This window comes from Klebsiella sp. JB_Kp004, from assembly GCF_040065795.1.
Lineage (GTDB): Bacteria > Pseudomonadota > Gammaproteobacteria > Enterobacterales > Enterobacteriaceae > Klebsiella > Klebsiella quasipneumoniae.
On record NZ_JBEAKW010000047.1, the window covers coordinates 119,855 to 140,786 of the forward strand.

The 20,932-nt window shown below is 58.5% G+C and carries 16 protein-coding genes and 1 pseudogene; 9 read left to right on the top strand and 8 right to left on the bottom strand.

Translation table 11 applies throughout. The features are described 5' to 3' along the window. Positions 1-291: 291 nt before the first annotated feature. Positions 292-2,907, top strand: coding sequence for an aminopeptidase N (pepN, locus tag ABLX76_RS21760; RefSeq protein ID WP_241516028.1), 2,616 nt, complete (start codon positions 292-294; stop codon positions 2,905-2,907). 97 nt (positions 2,908-3,004) lie between these two features. On the opposite strand, the gene ssuB is transcribed toward pepN, so the two are convergent. From ssuB to ssuE, 5 genes and pseudogenes are all read right to left on the bottom strand, one after another. Continuing rightward, positions 3,005-3,778 carry an aliphatic sulfonates ABC transporter ATP-binding protein gene (gene ssuB / locus ABLX76_RS21765; RefSeq protein WP_086075733.1) on the bottom strand — a complete coding sequence of 258 codons (774 nt, stop codon included), beginning with the start codon at positions 3,776-3,778 and terminating at the stop codon, positions 3,005-3,007. Beyond that, positions 3,775-4,566, bottom strand: a complete 792-nt coding sequence (ssuC, locus tag ABLX76_RS21770) for an aliphatic sulfonate ABC transporter permease SsuC (RefSeq protein WP_004201413.1) — start codon at positions 4,564-4,566, stop codon at positions 3,775-3,777. The genes ssuB and ssuC overlap by 4 nt, the downstream gene beginning before the upstream one ends. Before the next feature lie 10 nt (positions 4,567-4,576). Then, positions 4,577-5,722: an FMNH2-dependent alkanesulfonate monooxygenase gene (ssuD, locus tag ABLX76_RS21775; RefSeq protein ID WP_023289041.1), complete on the bottom strand. Its 1,146-nt coding sequence runs from the start codon at positions 5,720-5,722 to the stop codon at positions 4,577-4,579. Beyond that, a pseudogene (locus ABLX76_RS21780) lies at positions 5,682-6,681 on the bottom strand (sulfonate ABC transporter substrate-binding protein). Before ABLX76_RS21780 ends, ssuD begins: the two are co-directional and overlap by 41 nt. Further along, positions 6,674-7,249: an NADPH-dependent FMN reductase gene (gene ssuE / locus ABLX76_RS21785; RefSeq protein ID WP_004201416.1), complete on the bottom strand. Its 576-nt coding sequence runs from the start codon at positions 7,247-7,249 to the stop codon at positions 6,674-6,676. Before ssuE ends, ABLX76_RS21780 begins: the two are co-directional and overlap by 8 nt. Before the next feature lie 249 nt (positions 7,250-7,498). Here ssuE and pyrD point away from each other — a divergent pair, with 249 nt between their 5' ends. Together pyrD and zapC are read left to right on the top strand one after the other, a co-directional pair. Next, complete coding sequence (pyrD, locus tag ABLX76_RS21790) at positions 7,499-8,509, top strand: quinone-dependent dihydroorotate dehydrogenase (protein ID WP_087849031.1); 1,011 nt, start codon at positions 7,499-7,501, stop codon at positions 8,507-8,509. Positions 8,510-8,678: 169 nt separating this feature from the next. Next, entirely contained in the window at positions 8,679-9,221 is a 543-nt protein-coding gene (zapC, locus tag ABLX76_RS21795) for a cell division protein ZapC (RefSeq protein ID WP_023289043.1), read from the top strand. Here the strand turns inward: zapC and ABLX76_RS21800 are convergent. Further along, positions 9,218-10,327, bottom strand: coding sequence for a YcbX family protein (locus ABLX76_RS21800; protein WP_110243678.1), 1,110 nt, complete (start codon positions 10,325-10,327; stop codon positions 9,218-9,220). The two genes, zapC and ABLX76_RS21800, sit on opposite strands and share 4 nt — an antisense overlap. 99 nt (positions 10,328-10,426) lie before the next feature. Here ABLX76_RS21800 and rlmKL point away from each other — a divergent pair, with 99 nt between their 5' ends. The 6 genes from rlmKL (at position 10,427) to rmf (ending at position 18,345) form a co-directional block, all read left to right on the top strand. Next, the gene (rlmKL, locus tag ABLX76_RS21805) at positions 10,427-12,532 is read left to right on the top strand and encodes a bifunctional 23S rRNA (guanine(2069)-N(7))-methyltransferase RlmK/23S rRNA (guanine(2445)-N(2))-methyltransferase RlmL (protein WP_023289045.1); all 2,106 of its coding nucleotides are present in this window, start codon (positions 10,427-10,429) and stop codon (positions 12,530-12,532) included. Between the two features lie 12 nt (positions 12,533-12,544). After that, entirely contained in the window at positions 12,545-14,452 is a 1,908-nt protein-coding gene (locus ABLX76_RS21810) for an ABC transporter ATP-binding protein (RefSeq protein ID WP_086075738.1), read from the top strand. A 14-nt stretch (positions 14,453-14,466) separates the two neighbouring features. Further along, positions 14,467-15,735, top strand: coding sequence for a membrane integrity-associated transporter subunit PqiA (gene pqiA / locus ABLX76_RS21815; protein WP_023289047.1), 1,269 nt, complete (start codon positions 14,467-14,469; stop codon positions 15,733-15,735). Beyond that, the gene (gene pqiB, locus ABLX76_RS21820) at positions 15,725-17,362 is read left to right on the top strand and encodes an intermembrane transport protein PqiB (protein ID WP_348875285.1); all 1,638 of its coding nucleotides are present in this window, start codon (positions 15,725-15,727) and stop codon (positions 17,360-17,362) included. Before pqiA ends, pqiB begins: the two co-directional genes overlap by 11 nt. After that, the gene (gene pqiC / locus ABLX76_RS21825) at positions 17,362-17,925 is read left to right on the top strand and encodes a membrane integrity-associated transporter subunit PqiC (protein WP_032455285.1); all 564 of its coding nucleotides are present in this window, start codon (positions 17,362-17,364) and stop codon (positions 17,923-17,925) included. The genes pqiB and pqiC overlap by 1 nt, the downstream gene beginning before the upstream one ends. Positions 17,926-18,177: 252 nt before the next feature. Beyond that, complete coding sequence (gene rmf / locus ABLX76_RS21830; RefSeq protein ID WP_002898396.1) at positions 18,178-18,345, top strand: ribosome modulation factor; 168 nt, start codon at positions 18,178-18,180, stop codon at positions 18,343-18,345. A gap of 68 nt (positions 18,346-18,413) precedes the next feature. On the opposite strand, the gene fabA is transcribed toward rmf, so the two are convergent. Together fabA and ABLX76_RS21840 are read right to left on the bottom strand one after the other, a co-directional pair. Then, entirely contained in the window at positions 18,414-18,932 is a 519-nt protein-coding gene (fabA, locus tag ABLX76_RS21835) for a bifunctional 3-hydroxydecanoyl-ACP dehydratase/trans-2-decenoyl-ACP isomerase (protein ID WP_004201428.1), read from the bottom strand. A gap of 69 nt (positions 18,933-19,001) precedes the next feature. After that, positions 19,002-20,759 (bottom strand): Lon protease family protein, encoded by a 1,758-nt coding sequence (locus tag ABLX76_RS21840; protein ID WP_023289050.1) that lies wholly within the window; start codon positions 20,757-20,759, stop codon positions 19,002-19,004. Between the last annotated feature and the right edge of the window lie 173 nt (positions 20,760-20,932).

Sequence of the window (20,932 nt, forward strand, 5' to 3'; positions counted from 1 at the left end):
TCGAAACCAACGCGGAAAAAGGAGGCGGAGTATACCTTTATTACCCGGCTCTGTCCCGCGATGGCGAGCGATGGCGACGCTGACGGTCATTTGCGAGGCCTAGTTTAATATATTGAACATGGATCACACCACAAGCTTTGCGTCGGGTCGAGGGCAATTCGTGCCGCGAGTGTTAACAAAATGTAGCGATTTTCGTGTTTCACGTTGAAAAGATGAAGATTCTGCATAGCGCGATTGACACAACAGGAATAGACTGGGACGACACTTTACCGAAGATGCTAAAGGTTTTTTATGACACAACAGCCCCAAGCCAAATACCGCCACGACTATCGTGCGCCGGAGTATCTGATTAGCGATATCGATTTGACCTTTGACCTGGATGCCGCAAAAACCGTTGTTACGGCCGAGAGCAAGGTCTCCCGCCATGCGGCTGCGTCTGATGTGCCATTGCGCCTGGACGGCGAAGATCTGACCCTGATTGCTCTGCAGGTGAACGGCCAGCCGTGGAGCGACTATAAAGAAGAAAACAATCAGCTGGTGATCGGCGGCCTGCCGGAGCATTTCACCCTGACCATCGTCAATGAGATCAGCCCGGCGGCGAACACCGCGCTGGAAGGCCTGTATCAGTCAGGCGAAGCGCTGTGCACCCAGTGTGAAGCGGAAGGTTTCCGCCATATCACCTGGTACCTGGACCGTCCGGATGTGCTGGCGCGCTTTACCACCAAAATTATCGCCGATAAAGCCAAATATCCGTTCCTGCTCTCCAACGGCAACCGGATGGCGGAAGGGGAACTGGAGAACGGTCGTCACTGGGTACAGTGGCAGGATCCCTTCCCGAAGCCGTGCTACCTGTTTGCGCTGGTGGCCGGTGATTTCGACGTCCTGCGCGACACTTTTACCACCCGCTCCGGGCGTGAAGTGGCGCTGGAATTGTACGTCGACCGCGGTAACCTCGACCGCGCGCCGTGGGCGATGACCTCGCTGAAAAACTCCATGAAATGGGATGAGGAGCGCTTTGGCCTCGAGTACGACCTCGACATCTATATGATTGTCGCCGTCGACTTCTTCAATATGGGAGCGATGGAAAACAAAGGGCTGAACGTCTTTAACTCCAAATATGTCCTGGCCCGCACCGACACCGCCACCGATAAAGACTACCTCGATATCGAGCGGGTGATTGGCCATGAGTATTTCCATAACTGGACCGGCAACCGCGTCACCTGTCGCGACTGGTTCCAGCTCAGCCTGAAAGAGGGGCTGACCGTGTTCCGCGATCAGGAGTTCAGTTCCGACCTCGGCTCGCGGGCGGTGAACCGCATTAACAACGTGCGCACCATGCGCGGGCTGCAGTTTGCCGAAGACGCCAGCCCGATGGCGCACCCGATCCGCCCGGATAGGGTTATCGAGATGAATAACTTCTATACCCTGACGGTCTATGAAAAGGGTGCCGAAGTGATCCGCATGCTGCACACGCTGCTGGGTGAAGAAAACTTCCAGAAAGGGATGCAGCTATATTTCGAACGTCATGACGGCAGCGCCGCCACCTGCGACGATTTCGTCCAGGCGATGGAAGATGCTTCTAACGTCGACCTGTCGCACTTCCGCCGCTGGTACAGCCAGTCCGGCACGCCGATTGTCACCGTCCACGATGACTATAACCCGGAAACCGAGCAGTATACGCTGACCATCAGCCAGCGCACGCCGCCGACCGCCGAGCAGGCTGAGAAACAGCCGCTGCATATTCCGTTTGCCATCGAGCTGTACGATAACGAAGGTAAGGTGATCCCCCTGCAGAAGGGCGCTCATCCGCTGCACCCGGTGCTTAATGTGACTCAGGCTGAGCAGACCTTCGTCTTTGATAATGTCTATTTCCAGCCGGTCCCGGCCCTGCTGTGCGAGTTTTCAGCACCGGTGAAACTGGAATACAAGTGGAGCGATCAGCAGCTGACCTTCCTGATGCGCCATGCGCGGAATGATTTCTCGCGCTGGGATGCGGCGCAGAGTCTGCTGGCGACCTACATCAAGCTGAACGTCAACCGTCATCAGCAGGGACAGCCGCTGTCGCTGCCGGTGCACGTGGCGGACGCCTTCCGCGCGATTCTGCTCGATGAGAAGATTGACCCGGCGCTGGCCGCCGAGATCTTAACCCTGCCGTCGGCCAACGAAATCGCCGAGATGTTCGCCATTATCGATCCTATCGCCATCGCCACCGTGCGCGAGGCGCTCACCCGCACCCTGGCGAACGAGCTGGCGGACGAATTCCTCGCGGTATATAACGCCAATAAGCTCGACAGCTACCGGGTGGAGCACGCCGATATCGGTAAGCGAACCCTGCGCAATACCTGCCTGCGCTATCTGGCGTTCGCAGAGCCGACGCTGGGCGATAAGCTGGTGGCGGCGCAGTATCACCAGGCGGATAACATGACCGACGCGCTGGCCGCGCTGTCGGCGGCGGTTGCCGCTGAGCTGCCGTGCCGCGATGCGCTGATGCAGGAGTATGACGATAAATGGCATCAGGACGGCCTGGTGATGGACAAGTGGTTTATCCTGCAGTCCACCAGTCCGGCGGCCAATGTGGTCGAAACGGTACGCGGTCTGCTGAACCATCGTTCGTTCAGCATGAGCAACCCGAACCGCGTGCGGTCGCTCATCGGCGCTTTCGCCAGCAGCAACCCGGCGGCGTTCCATGCTGAAGACGGTAGCGGCTACCAGTTCCTGGTGGAGATGCTGACCGAGCTTAACCAGCGCAACCCGCAGGTCGCCTCGCGACTGATTGAGCCGTTGATTCGTCTGAAGCGTTATGATGAGAAACGCCAGGCGCTGATGCGCGCCGCGCTGGAGCAGTTGAAAGGGCTGAAGGATCTCTCAGGCGATCTGTACGAGAAAATCAGTAAGGCGCTGGCGTAACGGTGGCAAAATCCCCGGTTGCGCTCTTGCTTACCGGGGCTACAGCGCTGTGCGATTTGGTAGCCCGGCCGAGCGAAGCGCGGGCCGGGGACGTTAGTTAGCCATGACTAAACAAACGCGGTGCGCTCTCGCTCTTGCCGCGTTTCATCACCCGATCCAGCACCTCCGCCTCCAGCTCGGCCAGCTTCGCCGAACCGGTGCGCCGCGGTCGCGGAATATCCACGTTCAAATCGAGACCGATCTTCTTCTCTTCAATCAACAGCACCCGGTCGGCCATCGCCACGGCTTCGCTGACGTCGTGGGTCACCAGCAGGACCGTAAAGCCATGCTCCTGCCACAGGGAGACGATCAGCTCCTGCATCTCCAGACGGGTGAGGGCGTCCAGCGCCCCCAGCGGCTCGTCCAGCAGCAGCAGGCGCGGGCGATGGATCAGCGCGCGGGCCAGCGCAACGCGCTGCTTCTGCCCGCCCGACAGCGCCGCCGGCCACTCCTGCGCACGGCTCTCGAGTCCGACGCTGGCCAACGCCTGCAGGGCGGCGTCGCGCCAGGCGCCTTTTAACCCCAGCCCCACGTTATCAATCACCGTTTTCCACGGCAGCAGGCGCGCATCCTGAAACATCATCCGGGTGTCGTCCTGGATCGCCGCCAGCGGCGTCGCGCCTGCCAGCAGCTCGCCGGCATTCGGGTTTTCCAGGCCCGCCAGCAGGCGCAGCAGGGTGCTTTTTCCGCCGCCGCTGCGGCCCACCACCGCCACAAACTGGCCGCTGGGGATATGCAGATCCAGCTCGTTAAGAATGGTGTTGTCGCCATAGCGTTTCGTCACCCCGTTCAGCAGCAACGGGATACCTGGGTTCAGACGGGCAGTGTTCATGCGTTAGCCTCCTGAAGATGATACGCCGGGTTCCAGCGCAGCCAGAGCCGCTCCAGCAGCTGGGCGCTGACGTCGGCCAGTTTGCCAAGAATGGCGTAAAGAATGATGGCGACCACCACCACGTCGGTTTGCAGAAATTCACGCGCATTCATCGCCAGGTAGCCGATACCGGCGTTCGCCGAGATGGTTTCGGCGACAATAAGCGTCAGCCACATCAGACCGAGTGCAAAACGCACGCCGACCATAATCGAGGGCAGGGCGCCGGGTAAAATCACGTGACGGAAAAGAGCAAAGCCGGATAAACCATAGCTGCGCGCCATCTCCACCAGCCCACGGTCGATATTGCGGATCCCGTGCCAGGTATTGATATAGATCGGGAACAGGGTGCCCAGCGATACGAGAAAGATCTTCGCGGTCTCATCGATGCCGAACCACAAGATCACCAGTGGGATAAGCGCCAGGTGCGGCACATTGCGCAGCATCTGGATCGACGTGTCCAGCAGGCGCTCGCCCCAGCGTGACAGACCGCTGATCAGGCCGAGCACCAGTCCAATGGAACCGCCGATGGCGAAGCCGACCAGCGCCCGCCACGAGCTAATGGCCAGATGCTGCCACAGCTCACCGCTGGCCGAGAGCGTCCAGAACGCTTTCAAAACGCCCTCCGGCGAGGGCAGCACCCGCGTCGACAGCCAGCCGACGGACGACGCCAACTGCCAGACAATGACCGTTCCCACCGGCAGCAGCCAGGGGGCGAGGCGTAACAACAGGGGATGGGTTGATTTTGCCATCAGTGCCTCCTCAGCTCTGCGCCACTTTACGCGGGATAAACTCGTTGGCGACGGCTTCCCCCTGCAGACGCAGGTTGTGCGGCTGCGGAACAGACGGCACCGCGACGTCGAGCAGCGGGAACAGCAGCTCGCCGACCCGATACGCCTCTTCCAGATGCGGATAGCCGGAGAAGATAAAGCTATCGATACCCAGCGCGGCGTATTCATTGATCCGTTCGGCAACGGTAGCGGCATCGCCCACCAGCGCGGTCCCGGCGCCGCCGCGCGCTAAACCGACGCCAGCCCACAGGTTGGGGCTGATTTCCAGCTTATCGCGTCGACCATTGTGCAGCGCCGCCATCCGCTGTTGGCCGACGGAGTCGGTTCTGGCGAAGGCCGCCTGGGCGCGGGCGATAGTCTCATCATCCAGATGGGAGATAAGGCTGTCCGCCGCCTGCCAGGCTTCCTCATTGGTTTCCCGCACGATCACGTGCAGGCGGATACCAAACCGCACCCGGCGACCGTGCCGGGCAGCTTTCTCCCGCACCTGAGCTATCTTCTCTGCCACCTGGGCCGGCGGTTCGCCCCAGGTAAGATAGAGATCGACCTGCTCAGCGGCCAGATCCTGCGCCACCTCAGACGACCCGCCGAAATAGAGCGGCGGACGCGGCTGCTGGAGCGGCGGGAACAGCAGTTTGGCGTCGCGAACGCGCTGATGCTTGCCGTTAAAGGTGACAGTCTCCCCCTCCATCAGCTTGCGCCAGATATGGGTAAATTCAGCCGAGGCCTCATAGCGCTCGGTGTGGTCGAGGAAGACACCGTCGCCTGCCAGCTCGGCGGGATCGCTGCCGGTGACCAGATTGAACAGCGCCCGGCCGTTCGACAGTCGGTCCAGGGTCGCCGCCTGGCGCGCCGCCACCGTCGGCGACACCACGCTTGGCCTCAGGGCGACAAGAAATTTCAGCCGCTGCGTTACCGGGATCATCGAGGCCGCAACCAGCCAGGCATCTTCACATGAGCGCCCGGTCGGGATCAGTACGCCAGTGAATCCCAGCCGATCCGCCGTCTGCGCGATTTGCTGCAGATAGCCGTAATCGACCGGACGGGCTCCCTCTTCGGTACCCAGATAACGACCATCACCATGGGTCGGTAAAAACCAGAACATATTCAGACTCATGATTTCGCTCCTTGTGCGGCGGCGGGCTGCCAGATGCGGGCCCGGATATCAACTTTTTTCGGCACCAGCTTGTTCTCATAGAACAGGTCGGCCGTCTGCTGCTGGCGAGCGGCGGTTTCAGCGCTCACTGGGGTAACCGAGGTGGGGGGACGATGGTCCAGGTAGCTGGCGATCACCGCTTCCGGTAATCCCATCGTTTTCGCCAGCAGCGTAATGCTTTGCGCACGCTGGCTATGGGTCAGGGCATCGGCCTGGGTAAAGGTATCGAGTACGCCCTCAATAAATGCGCCATTGCGTTCAGCGTAAGGGCGGGAAGCGAGATAGAAGGATCCCGTCTGTTTCAGGTCGGTTCCGTCGGTCAGCACCCGGGCGCTGCCCTGCAGCAGCGCGGCGGAGTAATACGGATCCCAGATCGCCCAGGCGTCGACATTGCCCTGCTGGAAGGCGGCGCGCGCATCGGCGGGGGCGAGATAGACCGGCTGAATGTCGCTAAACTTCAAACCTGCGAGCTGCAGGGCGCGCAGCAGCAGATTGTGGGAACTGGAGCCTTTCTGAAAAGCGACCTTTTTCCCTTTTAGCTCAGCAACGTTATGAATCGGGCCGCCCTGCGCCACCAGAATCACTTCCGCTTTGGGCTTTGGCGGTTCCGAACCGATATACACCAGATCGGCGCCGGCCGCCTGCGCAAAGATAGGCGGAATGTCGCCAGTGCTGCCAATATCGATGCTGCCGACGTTCAGCGCCTCCAGCATCTGCGGACCGGCCGGGAATTCAATCCACGAAATATGGGTTTGCGGGTAGCGCTGCTCCAGCAGCTGATGGCTTTTCGCCAGCACCATGCTGACGCTGCCTTTCTGATAGCCGATGCGCAGGGCGTCAGGCGCCGCCGGGGCGGCATGGCCCAGGGCGGAGAACAGCAGCAGCCCGCCGAGGGTCAGAGCGCGGAGAGGATTAAGCATGTTCCACCCCACGCAGAGACGTTAACGACGGGGCGCGGCTGCTGGGGCGATGCAGCGCCTGCCAGAAGGTCTCCAGGGCTTCATCGAGGCGCCGCTGCAGGTTCGGGGTAAACTGCGGCTTGTGCTGGTAATCGGTCACCTGGCTGTCGTCAGCGAAGACGCCATGGAGGATCTCCTGAGCCTTGAGGGCATTCAGCACCGGCTTCAGGGCGTAGTCCACCGCCAGCATGTGGGCGATGGTGCCGCCGGTGGCCAGCGGCAGCACGATTTTGCCCTCCAGCGCCCGCTCAGGAAGCAGGTCGAGCAGCGTTTTCAGGGCGCCGGAAAACGAGGCTTTATACACCGGCGTGGCGATGATCAGTCCGTCAGCCCCGGCCAGCTGCTCATTGAGCGTCTGCAGCGCCGGGTTGTCAAAGCGAGCGTACAGGAGGTCTTCCGGGGCAAAGTTCTGCAGATGCCAGTGGCAGACTTCGATATCGGCGGCGGTGAGCGTCTCTCTGGCGTATTCCAGCAGGGCGCTGGAACGGGAAGGGTAACGCGGGCTGCCCGCAAGCGTAATGACGCGCATCTCTCTCTCCTTATAACTAAATGTTTGCATTTATCTATAATTGATAACATTTGTAGTGAGTGTGACAGAGGGCCATTCTTTCCCTAAATGATTTATCCACCGTTAGATAGCCGAAAAGCGCATAACGGCGCGCGGGGGAGGTAATCGTTTGCGCTGATGGGGGATTTTTTGTCGCAGGTCAATTCCCTTTCCGCAACAGATCGCACATAATACGCCCCCGGTTTGCACACCGGGAATCCAGGAGAGTTCATGTACTACCCCTTCGTTCGTAAAGCCCTTTTTCAGCTCGATCCTGAGCGCGCTCATGAAGTTACCTTTCAACAATTACGCCGTGTCACCGGGACGCCGCTGGAAATACTGGTTCGCCAGAAGGTGCCGGCCAGGCCTGTCACCTGCATGGGGCTGACCTTTAAAAACCCGCTGGGTCTGGCGGCCGGGCTGGATAAAAACGGGGAATGCATTGACGCACTGGGCGCGATGGGTTTTGGATCCATTGAGATCGGCACCGTGACGCCGCGTCCCCAGGCGGGCAACGATAAGCCAAGGATCTTCCGCCTGGTGGATGCCGAGGGGTTGATCAACCGCATGGGCTTTAATAACCATGGCGTCGATAACCTGGTTGAGAACGTGAAAAAGGCGCATTTTGACGGCGTGCTGGGCATCAATATCGGCAAAAATAAAGACACGCCGGTTGAGCACGGGAAAGATGATTATCTGATTTGTATGGAAAAAGTCTATCCCTATGCCGGCTATATCGCCATTAATATCTCCTCGCCGAATACCCCGGGGCTGCGCACGCTGCAATACGGCGAAGCGCTCGATGATTTACTCTCCGGTATTAAAAATAAGCAGCTTGAGCTGCAGCAGAAGCATCAAAAATATGTTCCGGTCGCCGTGAAGATCGCGCCGGATCTTTTGCCTGAGGAATTGATCCAGGTTGCCGATAGCCTCGTGCGTCATAATATTGATGGCGTGATTGCCACCAATACCACCCTCGATCGTTCTCTGGTTCAGGGAATGAAACATTGCGATGAGACCGGCGGACTTAGCGGTCGTCCATTACAATTAAAAAGTACCGAAATTATCCGTATGCTCTCCGCTGAGCTCAATGGCCGCTTGCCTATCATTGGCGTGGGCGGCATTGATTCCGTGATTGCCGCGCGGGAAAAAATGGCCGCCGGAGCATCGCTGGTGCAGATCTATTCCGGATTTATTTTTAAAGGTCCGCCGCTGATTAAAGAAATTGTTACCCACATCTAATCTTTTCCTCCTCTGAATCCCACCCAGGGCTTTATTTCCGGCCCTGGTTGTTTTATATTCCCTCACTGTTGCTTATTTAAACATTTTAGACTTTTCTTAATTTTAGAAAATATTCTGCGGCAAGTCGCAACAACTTTGCAGAGGCGTATGAAAGGGGACAGGGGGAAAAATGCGGATTAAACCTGACGATAACTGGCGTTGGTATTACGATGAAGAGCACGACCGCATGATGCTCGATCTGGCCAATGGCATGTTATTTCGCTCGCGCTTCGCCCGGCGCATGCTGACCCCGGACGCTTTTGCCCCATCGGGATTCTGCGTCGATGACGCCGCGCTCTATTTCTCCTTTGAAGAAAAATGCCGCGATTTCGAGTTGTCGAAAGAGCAGCGGGCGGAATTAGTCCTCAACGCATTAACCGCGATCCGTTTTCTCAAACCGCAGATGCCGAAAAGCTGGCACTTCGTCGCCCATCCCCATCACTGGCAGCCGAGCGGCGGCGACGCGGCCTGCGTCTGGCTGAGCGATACCGGGGAGCAGGTCAATTTGCTGGTGGTGGAGCCGGGCGATAACGCCGCGCTTTGTCTGCTGGCCCAGCCGGGTCTCACGCTTGCCGGCCGCGTTATGCAGCTGGGCGATGTGATTAAAATCATGAACGACAGGCTGCAGCCGGCGCAAAGCGCGGTCAGCTACAGCCTGGGGCAGGCGGTTTAAGGCGCCAGGCGCAGGGCCGTTTTCGGCACGCAGCTGCAGGCGAGAATGGTGCCATCTCCGGCGACCGCATTTTTCTTTAACGGATTCACTTCCCCCTCTTCAAGACGGATGCGGCAGCTGCCGCAGATCCCCGCCCGACACGAGTAGGGTACGCGAATGCCCTGTTGCTCCAGTTGTTCCAGCAGCACCTGCTGGTTATTGCCGGTAAATTGTTGACCCTGCCATTCAATGGCAACCGTGGCCTGCTGCTGCGCCTCGGGAGCCGGGGTATCGTCGCTTTCGCCGGCGCCGTAGGCTTTCGCCGGGCCGCGGGCGAGGATTTCCACTTCATCCCCCACCCGGATCACGCCGCTGTTACGGGCTATCAGGTTCTGACCAAAGTCGACATCGCCATTATCCTGCGCGGTGCGGAAGCGCTTTAAGGTTTCCAGCGGCTCTCCGCTGGGATGTTTCTGCCCGCGCTCCGGACTGACGGTGGTAAAAATGCAGCGGCTGCACGGCTTGGCGACGTCAAATACCACCTCGCCGACGCGGATCACTTTCCAGCTGTCTTCATCCCAGGCCGCCGCGCCGGTGACCACGAGATTAGGGCGAAACTGTTCTATGCTTACGCTTGCCGGGCAGCGCTGCTGCAGGTCGCGCAGCGAGGCCTCGTTAGCCAGCAGGTAAGGGTAGCCGTCGGCGAAGGAGAGCGGTACCGCATCGTGGCGCTTCACCCGGCGGGTTAACTGTGGCCCCAGCCAGCGCAGCTGGACATCGCGATTGAAAAAGCCGCTGAGCCACTGATTAACGGCGGCGGGCGCGATAAGGGCGGTAAAATGGTTGCCCCAGACTTCTGTCGGCTCGGCCTGAGGGGCGAAATCGTTAAAACGCACCACGGCGCTGCTGCCGTCCGGTGCGGTCAGGTGAAGGCCATCATGCAGCGGCGCCGGAATAAATTTCACCATTTGCGGAAACTGACGGGCGGTAATAAAGGTGCCGTCGGTTTCAGTGACCATAAACAGGCGATCGAAGGCCAGGCCGCTGATATCGGCAAAGGCGTGGGTCAGGCCCATGCCGCGCATGGATTTAACGGGATGAATAAAAAGACGCGAGAGCGTTACCATACGCTGCCTCCGGGTTCCAAAAATAAGCCTATAACTTTATGACATAGGGCACATATTGGCTATAATGCGCACCAATTTTCTTTAAGTAAAAGTGACGATATGAATTCTCTGTTTGCCAGTACGGCTCGTGGGCTGGAAGAGCTGTTAAAAACTGAACTGGAAGGGCTTGGCGCGACGGACTGCCAGGTAGTCCAGGGCGGGGTCCATTTTCAGGGGGATACGCGCCTGCTGTATCAAAGCCTGATGTGGAGCCGGCTGGCTTCGCGCATCATGCTGCCGCTGGGCGAGTGTCGCGTATACAGCGATCTGGATCTGTACCTCGGCGTACAGGCCATTCCGTGGACGGAGATGTTCAACCCTGGCGCCACCTTCGCGGTGCATTTTAGCGGTCTCAATGAGGAGATCCGCAACAGCCAGTACGGCGCGCTGAAGGTCAAAGACGCCATTGTCGACAGCTTCACCCGTAAGAACCTGCCGCGCCCGAACGTCGATCGTGAGTCGCCCGATCTGCGGATCAACGTCTGGCTGAACAAAGAGACGGCGCACATCTCGCTGGATCTGAGCGGCGAAGGCCTGCACCTGCGCGGCTACCGCGATGGCACCGGTATGGCGCCGATCAAAGAAAACCTCGCGGCGGCGATCGTGATGCGCTCCGGCTGGGTGCCGGGCACTCCGCTGCTCGATCCGATGTGCGGCTCCGGTACCCTGCTGATTGAGGCGGCGATGCTGGCGACCGACCGCGCGCCGGGCCTGCACCGCGGCCACTGGGGCTTTGGCGGCTGGGCGCAGCACGACGACGCCATCTGGAAAGAAGTGAAAGCGGAAGCGCAAACGCGCGCCCGTCAGGGGCTGGCGGCATATGGGTCACGCTTCTATGGCTCGGATGTCGACGAACGCGTCATTGACCGCGCCCGTCGCAACGCCCGTCGGGCCGGCATCGGCGAGCTGATCGATTTTGAAGTCAAAGACGTCGCCCAGTTGAATAATCCGCTACCGAAAGGCCCGTACGGCACCGTGATCAGCAACCCGCCGTACGGCGAGCGTCTGGAAAGCGAGCCGGCGCTGATCGCCCTGCACAGCCTGCTGGGCCGGATCATGAAAAGTCAGTTTGGCGGCTGGAACCTGTCGGTGTTCAGCGCCTCGCCGGAGCTGTTAAGCTGCCTGCAGCTGCGCGCCGACAAACAGTTTAAAGCCAAGAACGGCCCGCTGGACTGCGTACAGAAGAATTATCACCTGGCGGAGAGCGAAGGCGGCAAGCCGGCGATGCTGGCGGAAGATTTTGCTAACCGTCTGCGTAAGAACCTGAAGAAGTTTGAAAAATGGGCCCGTCAGGAAGGCATTGAATGCTATCGCCTGTACGATGCTGACCTGCCGGAATACAACGTGGCCATCGACCGCTACGCCGACTGGGTGGTGGTCCAGGAATATGCCCCGCCGAAAACCGTCGATGCGCACAAAGCGCGTCAGCGCCTGTTCGATATTATCGCCGCGACCATCGCCGTACTGGACATGGCGCCTAACAAGCTGGTGCTGAAGACCCGCGAGCGGCAGAAGGGGAAAAACCAGTACCAGAAGATGGCGGAGAAGGGCGACTTTATCGAGGTGCAGGAGTACAACGCGCGCCTGTGGGTCAACCTCACCGACTACCTGGATACCGGTCTGTTCCTCGACCACCGTATCGCCCGTCGCATGCTCGGCCAGATGAGCAAAGGCAAGGACTTCCTGAACCTGTTCTCTTATACCGGCAGCGCCAGCGTCCACGCCGGTCTCGGCGGCGCGCGCTCCACCACCACGGTGGATATGTCGCGCACCTACCTGGAGTGGGCGGAACGCAACCTGCGTCTCAATGGCCTGACCGGCCGCGCGCATCGCCTGATGCAGGCGGACGTGCTGGGCTGGCTGCGGGAGAGCACCGAGCAGTTCGATCTGATCTTTATCGATCCGCCGACCTTCTCCAACTCCAAACGAATGGAAGATGCTTTCGACGTCCAGCGCGATCACATTCGCCTGATGACCGATCTGAAACGTCTGCTGCGTAAAGGCGGCACCATTATGTTCTCGAATAACAAACGCGGTTTCCGTATGGATCATGACGGGCTGGCGGCGCTTGGCCTGAAGGCGCAAGAAATTTCGCAAAAAACGCTGTCGCAGGATTTTGCCCGCAACCGTCAGATCCACAACTGCTGGCTGATTACCGCAGCCTGAAAGGAATAAAGAATGTCACTGATTAGTATGCACGGCGCCTGGCTTTCCTTCAGCGATGCGCCGCTGCTGGATAATGCCGAGCTGCATATCGAAGATAACGAGCGCGTCTGCCTCGTCGGACGCAACGGCGCCGGTAAATCGACCCTGATGAAGATCCTCAACCGCGAGCAGGGGCTGGATGACGGGCGCATTATTTATGAACAGGATCTGATTGTGGCGCGTCTGCAGCAGGATCCGCCGCGCAATGTCGCCGGTACGGTGTACGATTTTGTCGCGGAAGGCATCGCCGAGCAGGCGGCTTATCTGAAGGCCTATCATGACGTGTCGCATCAGGTCATGACCGATCCGAGCGACAAAAATTTAAATGAACTGGCGCGCCTGCAGGAGCAGCTCGATAACCTGGGGCTGTGGCAGCTGGACAGCCGCATTAACGAAGTGATTGAGCAACTTGGTCTCGACGCCAACGCGCAGCTGGCATCCCTGTCCGGCGGCTGGCTGCGTAAAGCGGCGCTGGGCCGCGCGCTGGTCAGCGGGCCGCGCGTGCTGCTGCTCGATGAACCCACCAACCACCTGGATATCGAAACCATCGACTGGCTGGAAGGGTTCCTCAAAACCTTTAAAGGCACCATTATCTTTATTTCGCACGACCGCTCCTTTATCCGCAATATGGCGACGCGCATCGTTGACCTCGATCGCGGCAAGCTGGTGACCTACCCGGGCGATTACGATCAGTATCTGCTGGATAAAGAGGAAGCCCTGCGGGTTGAAGAGCTGCAGAATGCGGAATTCGACCGCAAGCTGGCCCAGGAAGAGGTATGGATCCGCCAGGGGATCAAAGCGCGCCGCACGCGTAACGAAGGCCGCGTTCGCGCCCTGAAGGCGATGCGTCGCGAGCGCGGGGAGCGTCGGGAAGTGATGGGCAGCGCCAGAATGCAGGTTGAAGAGGCTTCGCGCTCCGGCAAAATCGTGTTCGAAATGGAGAACGTCGACTACCAGGTTGATGGCAAAGTGCTGGTGAAAGATTTCTCCGCGCAGATCCAGCGCGGCGACAAGATTGCCCTGATTGGCCCCAACGGCTGCGGGAAAACCACGCTGCTGAAGCTGATGCTTGGCCAACTGCAGGCCGACAGCGGGCGGATCCACGTCGGCACTAAACTGGAAGTCGCCTACTTCGACCAGCACCGCGCAGAGCTGGATCCGGATCGGACGGTGATGGATAACCTCGCGGAAGGTAAGCAAGAGGTGATGGTTAACGGTAAGCCGCGCCATGTGCTGGGCTACCTGCAGGACTTCCTGTTCCATCCCAAACGGGCGATGACCCCGGTGCGCGCGCTCTCCGGCGGGGAACGTAACCGCCTGCTGCTGGCGCGTCTGTTCCTGAAACCCAGCAACTTATTGATTCTCGATGAACCGACAAACGACCTGGATGTCGAAACGCTGGAGCTGCTGGAAGAGCTGATCGATGGCTATCAGGGCACCGTGATGCTGGTAAGCCACGATCGTCAGTTCGTGGATAACACCGTAACCGAATGCTGGATCTTCGAAGGCGGCGGTCGCATCGGCCAGTACATCGGCGGCTATCACGATGCCCGCGGCCAGCAGGCCCAGTCGTTGGCGCAGAAGCAGCCGGCAGCGAAAAAAACGATGGAAGTCGCTCAGCCAAAAGCAGAAACTGTCAAACGCGGTGGGAACAAACTAAGCTATAACCTGCAGCGCGAGCTGGAACAGCTGCCGCAGAAGCTGGAAGCTCTCGAGGCCGAACTGCAGACGCTGCAGGAACAGGTTGCCGATCCCGACTTCTTTGGACAACCGCACGATCGCACGCAGCAGGTGCTGGCAAAGCTGGCCGAAGCGGAACAGGCGCTGGAAGCAGCCTTTGAACGCTGGGAATATCTCGAAGGATTAAAGAACGGCGCCTGAGCCGAGGAGTTGTCATGTGCGATCATCATCATGCTGCGCGACATATTTTATGTCCCCAATGTGATTTGCTGGTGGCTTTGCCGCAGCTGGAGCATCGCCAGAAAGCCGCTTGTCCGCGCTGCGGTACAACGTTAACTACCACGTGGGACGCGCCTCGCCAGCGTCCCACGGCTTACGCGTTGGTCGCGCTGTTTATGCTGCTGTTGGCCAACCTGTTTCCATTTATCTATATGAAAGTGGGCGGGATCAGCAGCGAAATAGAGCTGTTGGAAATTCCCAATGTGTTATTTACCGAGGATTACGCCAGCCTCGGCACCTTCTTTTTACTCTTTGTGCAACTGGTACCGGCCTTTTGCCTGGTCACCATTCTGCTGTTGGTCAATCGGGTCAGGATGCCCGCTGGCCTGAAAGCGTTTCTGGCGCGAATTCTGTTTCACCTGAAGACGTGGGGAATGGCGGAGATCTTTCTTGCCGGCGTGCTGGTGAGCTTCGTTAAGCTGATGGCCTATGGCGATATCGGTATCGGTCTGAGCTTTGTTCCGTGGTGCATGTTTTGTCTGCTGCAGTTACGCACTTTCCAGTGCGTCGACCGCCGCTGGCTGTGGGATGATATTGCCCCCATGCCAGCCATTAGCCAACCGCTGAAGGTCGGAGTGGCCGGCATCCGCCAGGGGCTGCGCTCCTGCGCCTGCTGCACGGCGGTGTTACCGGTCGACCAGACGGTCTGCCCGCGCTGTCATAGTAAAGGAACGGCGCGGCGTAAAAACAGCCTGCAGTGGACGCTGGCCCTGCTGGTGACCTCATTTATCCTCTATCTCCCCGCCAATATTATGCCGATCATGATCACCGATCTGCTGGGCGATAAAATGCCGTCAACCATCATGGCCGGGGTAATTTTACTGTGGAGCGAGGGGTCTTATCCGGTGGCGCTGGTGATTTTTATCGCCAGTATTATGGTGCCGACGCTAAAGATGATCGCTATCGCCTGGCTGTGCTGGAATGCCAATGGCAACGGTGCGCGCGATTCGGAACGCATGCATCTGATCTATGAAGTGGTGGAATTTGTTGGCCGCTGGTCAATGATTGATGTTTTTGTCATCGCCGTACTCTCTGCGCTGGTGCGCATGGGAGGGTTGATGAATATCTATCCCGCCATCGGCGCGGTTATGTTTGCGCTGGTGGTGGTGATGACCATGTTTTCAGCCATGACGTTTGATCCCCGTTTACTGTGGGATCGTGAGCCAGATTCAAGCCATGAGGAAAGACAACAACATGGAAAATAAGAGCGGAGAAGCGAAAGTGCAGAAGGTGAAGAACTGGTCACCGGTGTGGATCTTCCCTATCGTCACTGCGCTGATCGGGGCGTGGATCCTGTTTTATCATTACAGCCATCAGGGACCTGAGGTCACGCTGATCACCACGAATGCGGAGGGGATTGAAGGGGGAAAAACCCGTATCAAGAGCCGTAGCGTGGACGTTGGGGTGGTGGAGAGCGCCACGCTGACCGACGATTTAACCCACGTGGAAATCAAAGCCCACCTCAATTCCGGGATGCAGAAATTACTGCACAACGATTCCGTCTTCTGGGTGGTGAAACCGCAGGTAGGGCGCGAGGGGATCAGTGGCCTGGGAACATTATTGTCCGGGGCCTATATTGAACTGCAGCCGGGGTCGAAAGGTACGGTGCCGGAGCAGTATCCGCTGCTTGATTCTCCGCCGCTGGCCTCGCCGGACGCCAAGGGGATCCGTATTCTGCTGGAGAGCAGCAAGGCGGGCCAGCTGTCGCCTGGCGATCCGGTGCTGTTCCGCGGCTATCGCGTGGGGTCGGTGGAAACCAGCACCTTCGACACCCAGAAACGTCGTATCACTTATCAGTTGTTCATCAATGCGCCCAATGACCGCCTGGTGACCACCAATGTCCGCTTCTGGAAGGACAGTGGGATCGCTGTCGATTTGACCTCGGCGGGGATGCGCGTCGAGATGGGCTCGCTGTCGACGCTGTTTGGCGGCGGCGTGAGCTTCGATATTCCGGAAGGACTGGATCTCGGCGAGCCGGTGGCGAATAAAACGGAATACCATCTGTTTGACGATCAGAAGAGCATCCAGGATTCGGTCTTTACCGAACATATTGACTATGTGATGTTCTTCAAAGACTCAGTTCGCGGCCTGCAGCCCGGCGCGCCGGTGGAGTTCCGCGGCATCCGTCTGGGAACCGTCGGCAAAGTGCCATTCTTCATTCCCGGTCTGAAGCAGCGTTTGAACGACGACTATCGCATTCCGGTGGAAGTGCGGGTTGAACCGCAACGTCTGGTTAACCAGCTGGGCGGCGATCCGAATATTCGCGCCCACATTGACGATCTGATCAACCGCGGACTGCGCGGCTCGCTGAAAACCGGCAATCTGGTGACCGGCGCGCTGTATATCGATCTCGACTTCTATCCGAAGGCGCCGCCGCGCGGGAAAATGCAGGAGTTTAACGGCTATCCGATTATCCCGACCATCAGCGGTGGTCTGGCGCAGATCCAGCAGCGTCTGATGGATGCGCTGGATAAGATTAATAACCTGCCGCTCAATCCGTTGCTGGAGCAGGCGACGAGCACCCTGGCGCAGAGCGAGAAGACCATGCAGCACGTGCAGACCACGCTGGATAGTCTGAATAAGATCACCTCCAGCCAGTCGATGCAGCAGTTGCCTGCCGATATGCAGACGACGCTGCGCGAGCTGAACCGCAGCATGCAGGGCTTCCAGCCGGGCTCCGCGGCCTACAATAAGATGGTGGCCGATATGCAGCGTCTGGATCAGGTGCTGCGCGAGCTGCAGCCGGTCCTGAAAACGCTCAATGATAAGAGCAATGCGCTGGTATTTGAGGCGAAGGATAAAAAAGACCCACAGCCGAAGGGAGCGAAATAATGAAAAAATGGTTACTCGCGGCAACCGTATGCGTGCTGACGGCATGCAGTAGCGGCGGCGAAAGCAAAACGTATTACCAGCTGCCGGTGGCGCAGGGCGGCGCACAGCGCGCCGCCAGCCAGGGGGCACGTCTGCTGTGGGTTGAGCAGGTCAGCATCCCGGATTATCTGGCGGGTAACGGGGTGGTCTACCAGACCACCGACGTACAGTATGTGATCGCCAATAATAATCTGTGGGCCAGCCCGCTGGACCAGCAGCTGCGCACTACGCTGGTGGCGAACCTGAGCCAACAGCTGCCGGGCTGGGTAGTGTCATCCCAGCCGCTGGGTAGCGAACAGGATACGCTCAACGTCGCGGTTAACGGCTTTCACGGACGCTACGACGGGCGGGTTATCGTCAGCGGTGAGTGGCTGCTAAAGCATCAGGGGCAGCTGATCAAACGCCCGTTTAACATCGTGCTTAAGCAGGATCAGGATGGATATGATGCGATGGTCAAGACTCTGGCGCAGGCGTGGAGCCAGGAGGCGGCAGCCATTGCCAGCGAGCTTAACCGTCTGCCATAAGTAAAATTCATCACGCTGATCTGCCGCGCGGTTCATCTGAGCCGCGCGGCTTTTTTTTGTCAGGTCAGTTCGTTACCGGCCGGTGTGCCAGGTGAGCAAAAAATGAACTCTTATATAGGTCACAAATATGACAATGGCGTGAATTTTGCGCATTGACGTCGCCTTCATTTCGCGGTATTCGTAACCCGTGGCTGCACAATTTGCGACCACTGTTTTCTTTTCCACCAGATCAAAGAATGAGGGAAACGAGGCATGAAGAGACAAAAACGAGATCGCCTGGAACGGGCACATCAACGCGGATATCAGGCGGGTATCGCAGGAAGATCGAAAGAAATGTGTCCATACCAGAGCTTGAATCAACGCTCATGGTGGCTGGGAGGCTGGCGAGAAGCCATGGAGGACAGGGTACTAACGGCCTGACACTGTCTCTTTAAAAAAGAAGCCTCCGCATAGCGGGGGCTTCGCCTTTTAATCGCTGCTGAACGTTATCAGAAAGCGGAAGTATCCTGGAACAGACCCACTTTCAGATCGCTTGCGGTGTAGATCAGACGATCGTCAACCAGCACTTCTCCATCGGCAAGGCCCATAATCAGACGACGGTTAACGATGCGCTTGAAGTGGATGCGGTAGGTCACTTTTTTCGCGGTCGGCAGAACCTGGCCCGTGAATTTCACTTCGCCAACGCCCAGCGCACGGCCTTTGCCTTCGCCGCCGAGCCAGCCGAGATAGAAACCTACCAGCTGCCACATGGCATCCAGGCCCAGGCAGCCCGGCATCACCGGATCGCCGATAAAGTGGCAACCGAAGAACCACAGGTCCGGGTTGATGTCGAGTTCGGCCTCAACATAACCTTTGTCGTAGTTACCACCGGTTTCGGTCATTTTGATGACGCGGTCCATCATCAGCATGTTTGGCGCCGGCAACTGCGGGCCTTTCGCGCCGAACAGTTCACCACGACCAGAGGCAAGAAGATCTTCTTTTGTATAGGATTCGCGTTTATCTACCATGTTTTCAGTAAGCCTTATTTTAAGTTCGGGACGCAGGATAGCTAACACGTGTAAGCTGAACAAGTCCGATCAGTTAGAACTTGTCCCACCTAACCAGCGTAGCGGCCACGGAAAACGATGGCGAGTCTCCTGCTGGGTCGCCTGCGCTATCCGCTCCTGAATGGTTTGTCGCAGCGTCTGTCCTTCACCGTCCCACATCAGCTGGGTCAACATCGGCAGCGCTTCGGTAATATCGTCTATTGCCCAGATAGCAAACTGATTGTCGGCAACGGCCTGACGCAGCTCGTGGGTCAGACTAAGATGGCGAACGTTGGCGGCAGGGATAATCACGCCCTGTTTTCCGGTGAGACCGCGCTGCTGACAGATTGTGAAGAAACCTTCAATTTTTTCATTCAGTCCGCCGACCGGCTGCACACGACCAAACTGGTCGACGGAGCCGGTGATCGCGATGCTCTGATTAATCGGCACGTTGGCCAGCGCGCTGATTAAGGCGCAGAGTTCCGCCATGGAGGCGCTGTCGCCATCCACTTCACTGTAGGACTGTTCAAAGGTCAGCGAAGCGGAGAAGGGGAGTTGTTGCTCCAGCTCCAGCTCGGACATCAGAAAAGCCTGCATGATCATCATGCCTTTCGCATGGATGTTGCCGCCCAGCTCGGCTTTGCGTTCGACATCGATAAACTCGCCGTCGCCAATGTGCACGACGCAGCTGATGCGCGAAGGTTCGCCGAAGGCGCGTGGATGACCGGGGAATTCAATGACTGAGAGGGCGTTGATCTGCCCGACGCATTCGCCTTCGGTTTCAATCAGGATCTGTTCCTGCAGGATTTCATCCTGCATACGCTCCGCCAGGTAGCCTTCACGCCACTCCCGGCGCGCCAGCATCGTCTGCATCGCTTCGCCGGTAATCTCTTCGCCTTCGCAGAAGGCGGCAGACTCACGCAGCTGGCGGGCTATCCATAGCGGGCTGAGCGGCAGAGTCTCCTGGTCGCCGGTGTAGCGCGTCCCTTCATCGATCAGCAGTGGCCAGGCATCGCTCGCCGGGCCCGGTAGCTCCAGCTGCTGCGCATTCTGCCATACCCACTGGCACCAGGCCTTCAGCGTATCGGCGTCCGCAAACTGCAGGGTGTCTTCATACTCGCTATAGATAGCCTGGGCAGAGAGCTCTGGCTCCATTTCCTGGAAATCGGCCAGCGATTCGCGTTCGCCCACCAGCATGACTTTCAGGCTCAGCGGCATGGAAGGGATGCTGACCGGCAGCGGCCGTGATTCATCAATGGAGAGCCAGTCAAAGCGCTGACGGGTCACCATATTTTTCAGGCGCATCCACAGCAGCGGTTGCGCCAGTAATGCGCGTAGTGAGAGCACCAGCACGCCGCCGTTGGCCTGATGGACCAGGCCAGGCTGGAGTGTGATTTCACCATTAAACTGGCGTACGCAGCCAAACAGCTGTTCCGCCTCCAGCCAATCGGCCGCCACGACCGGAGCGGTACTGGCAAAATTATCTTCAGCGCGTTGCGCCGGCGTGAGCGTCACGTGAGCGCCGTTAACCTCATAGCGAACTCCGTGAAGCGGTGCGGCAGGCTCGTGCAGCGTGCGAGTTTCAGCCGCCAGCCATTGCAGATATTCCGGCTCCTCAGGGGCTTTCACCAACATGAAGGAGGAGACTGCCGGGGTGTACAGCAGCTGCTCAAGCGCATAGAACAACCGCGGCTGCAGATCGCCCGAGAGGGAGGGGGCCGGATGAGAGAGTTCAGCTTGAGCAAACAGCGCCTGGTAAGGTTCCAGATCAGGCGCAAGGTCGGTTCGGGTCAGTTTCGTAATGGTCAAAGTCGCTGTTTTTTAGTTAGATGTAAAGCGCGCAATTATACCTGATGCCGCGTCTGAGCACACGGAGGATTATGGCTACCCCGATGATTACCCGGCCATCCACATCACGAATAATGATTTATATTCAGCACATCAGGAAAAAACTGATATCCTGAAATGAGTTACACGGTCAC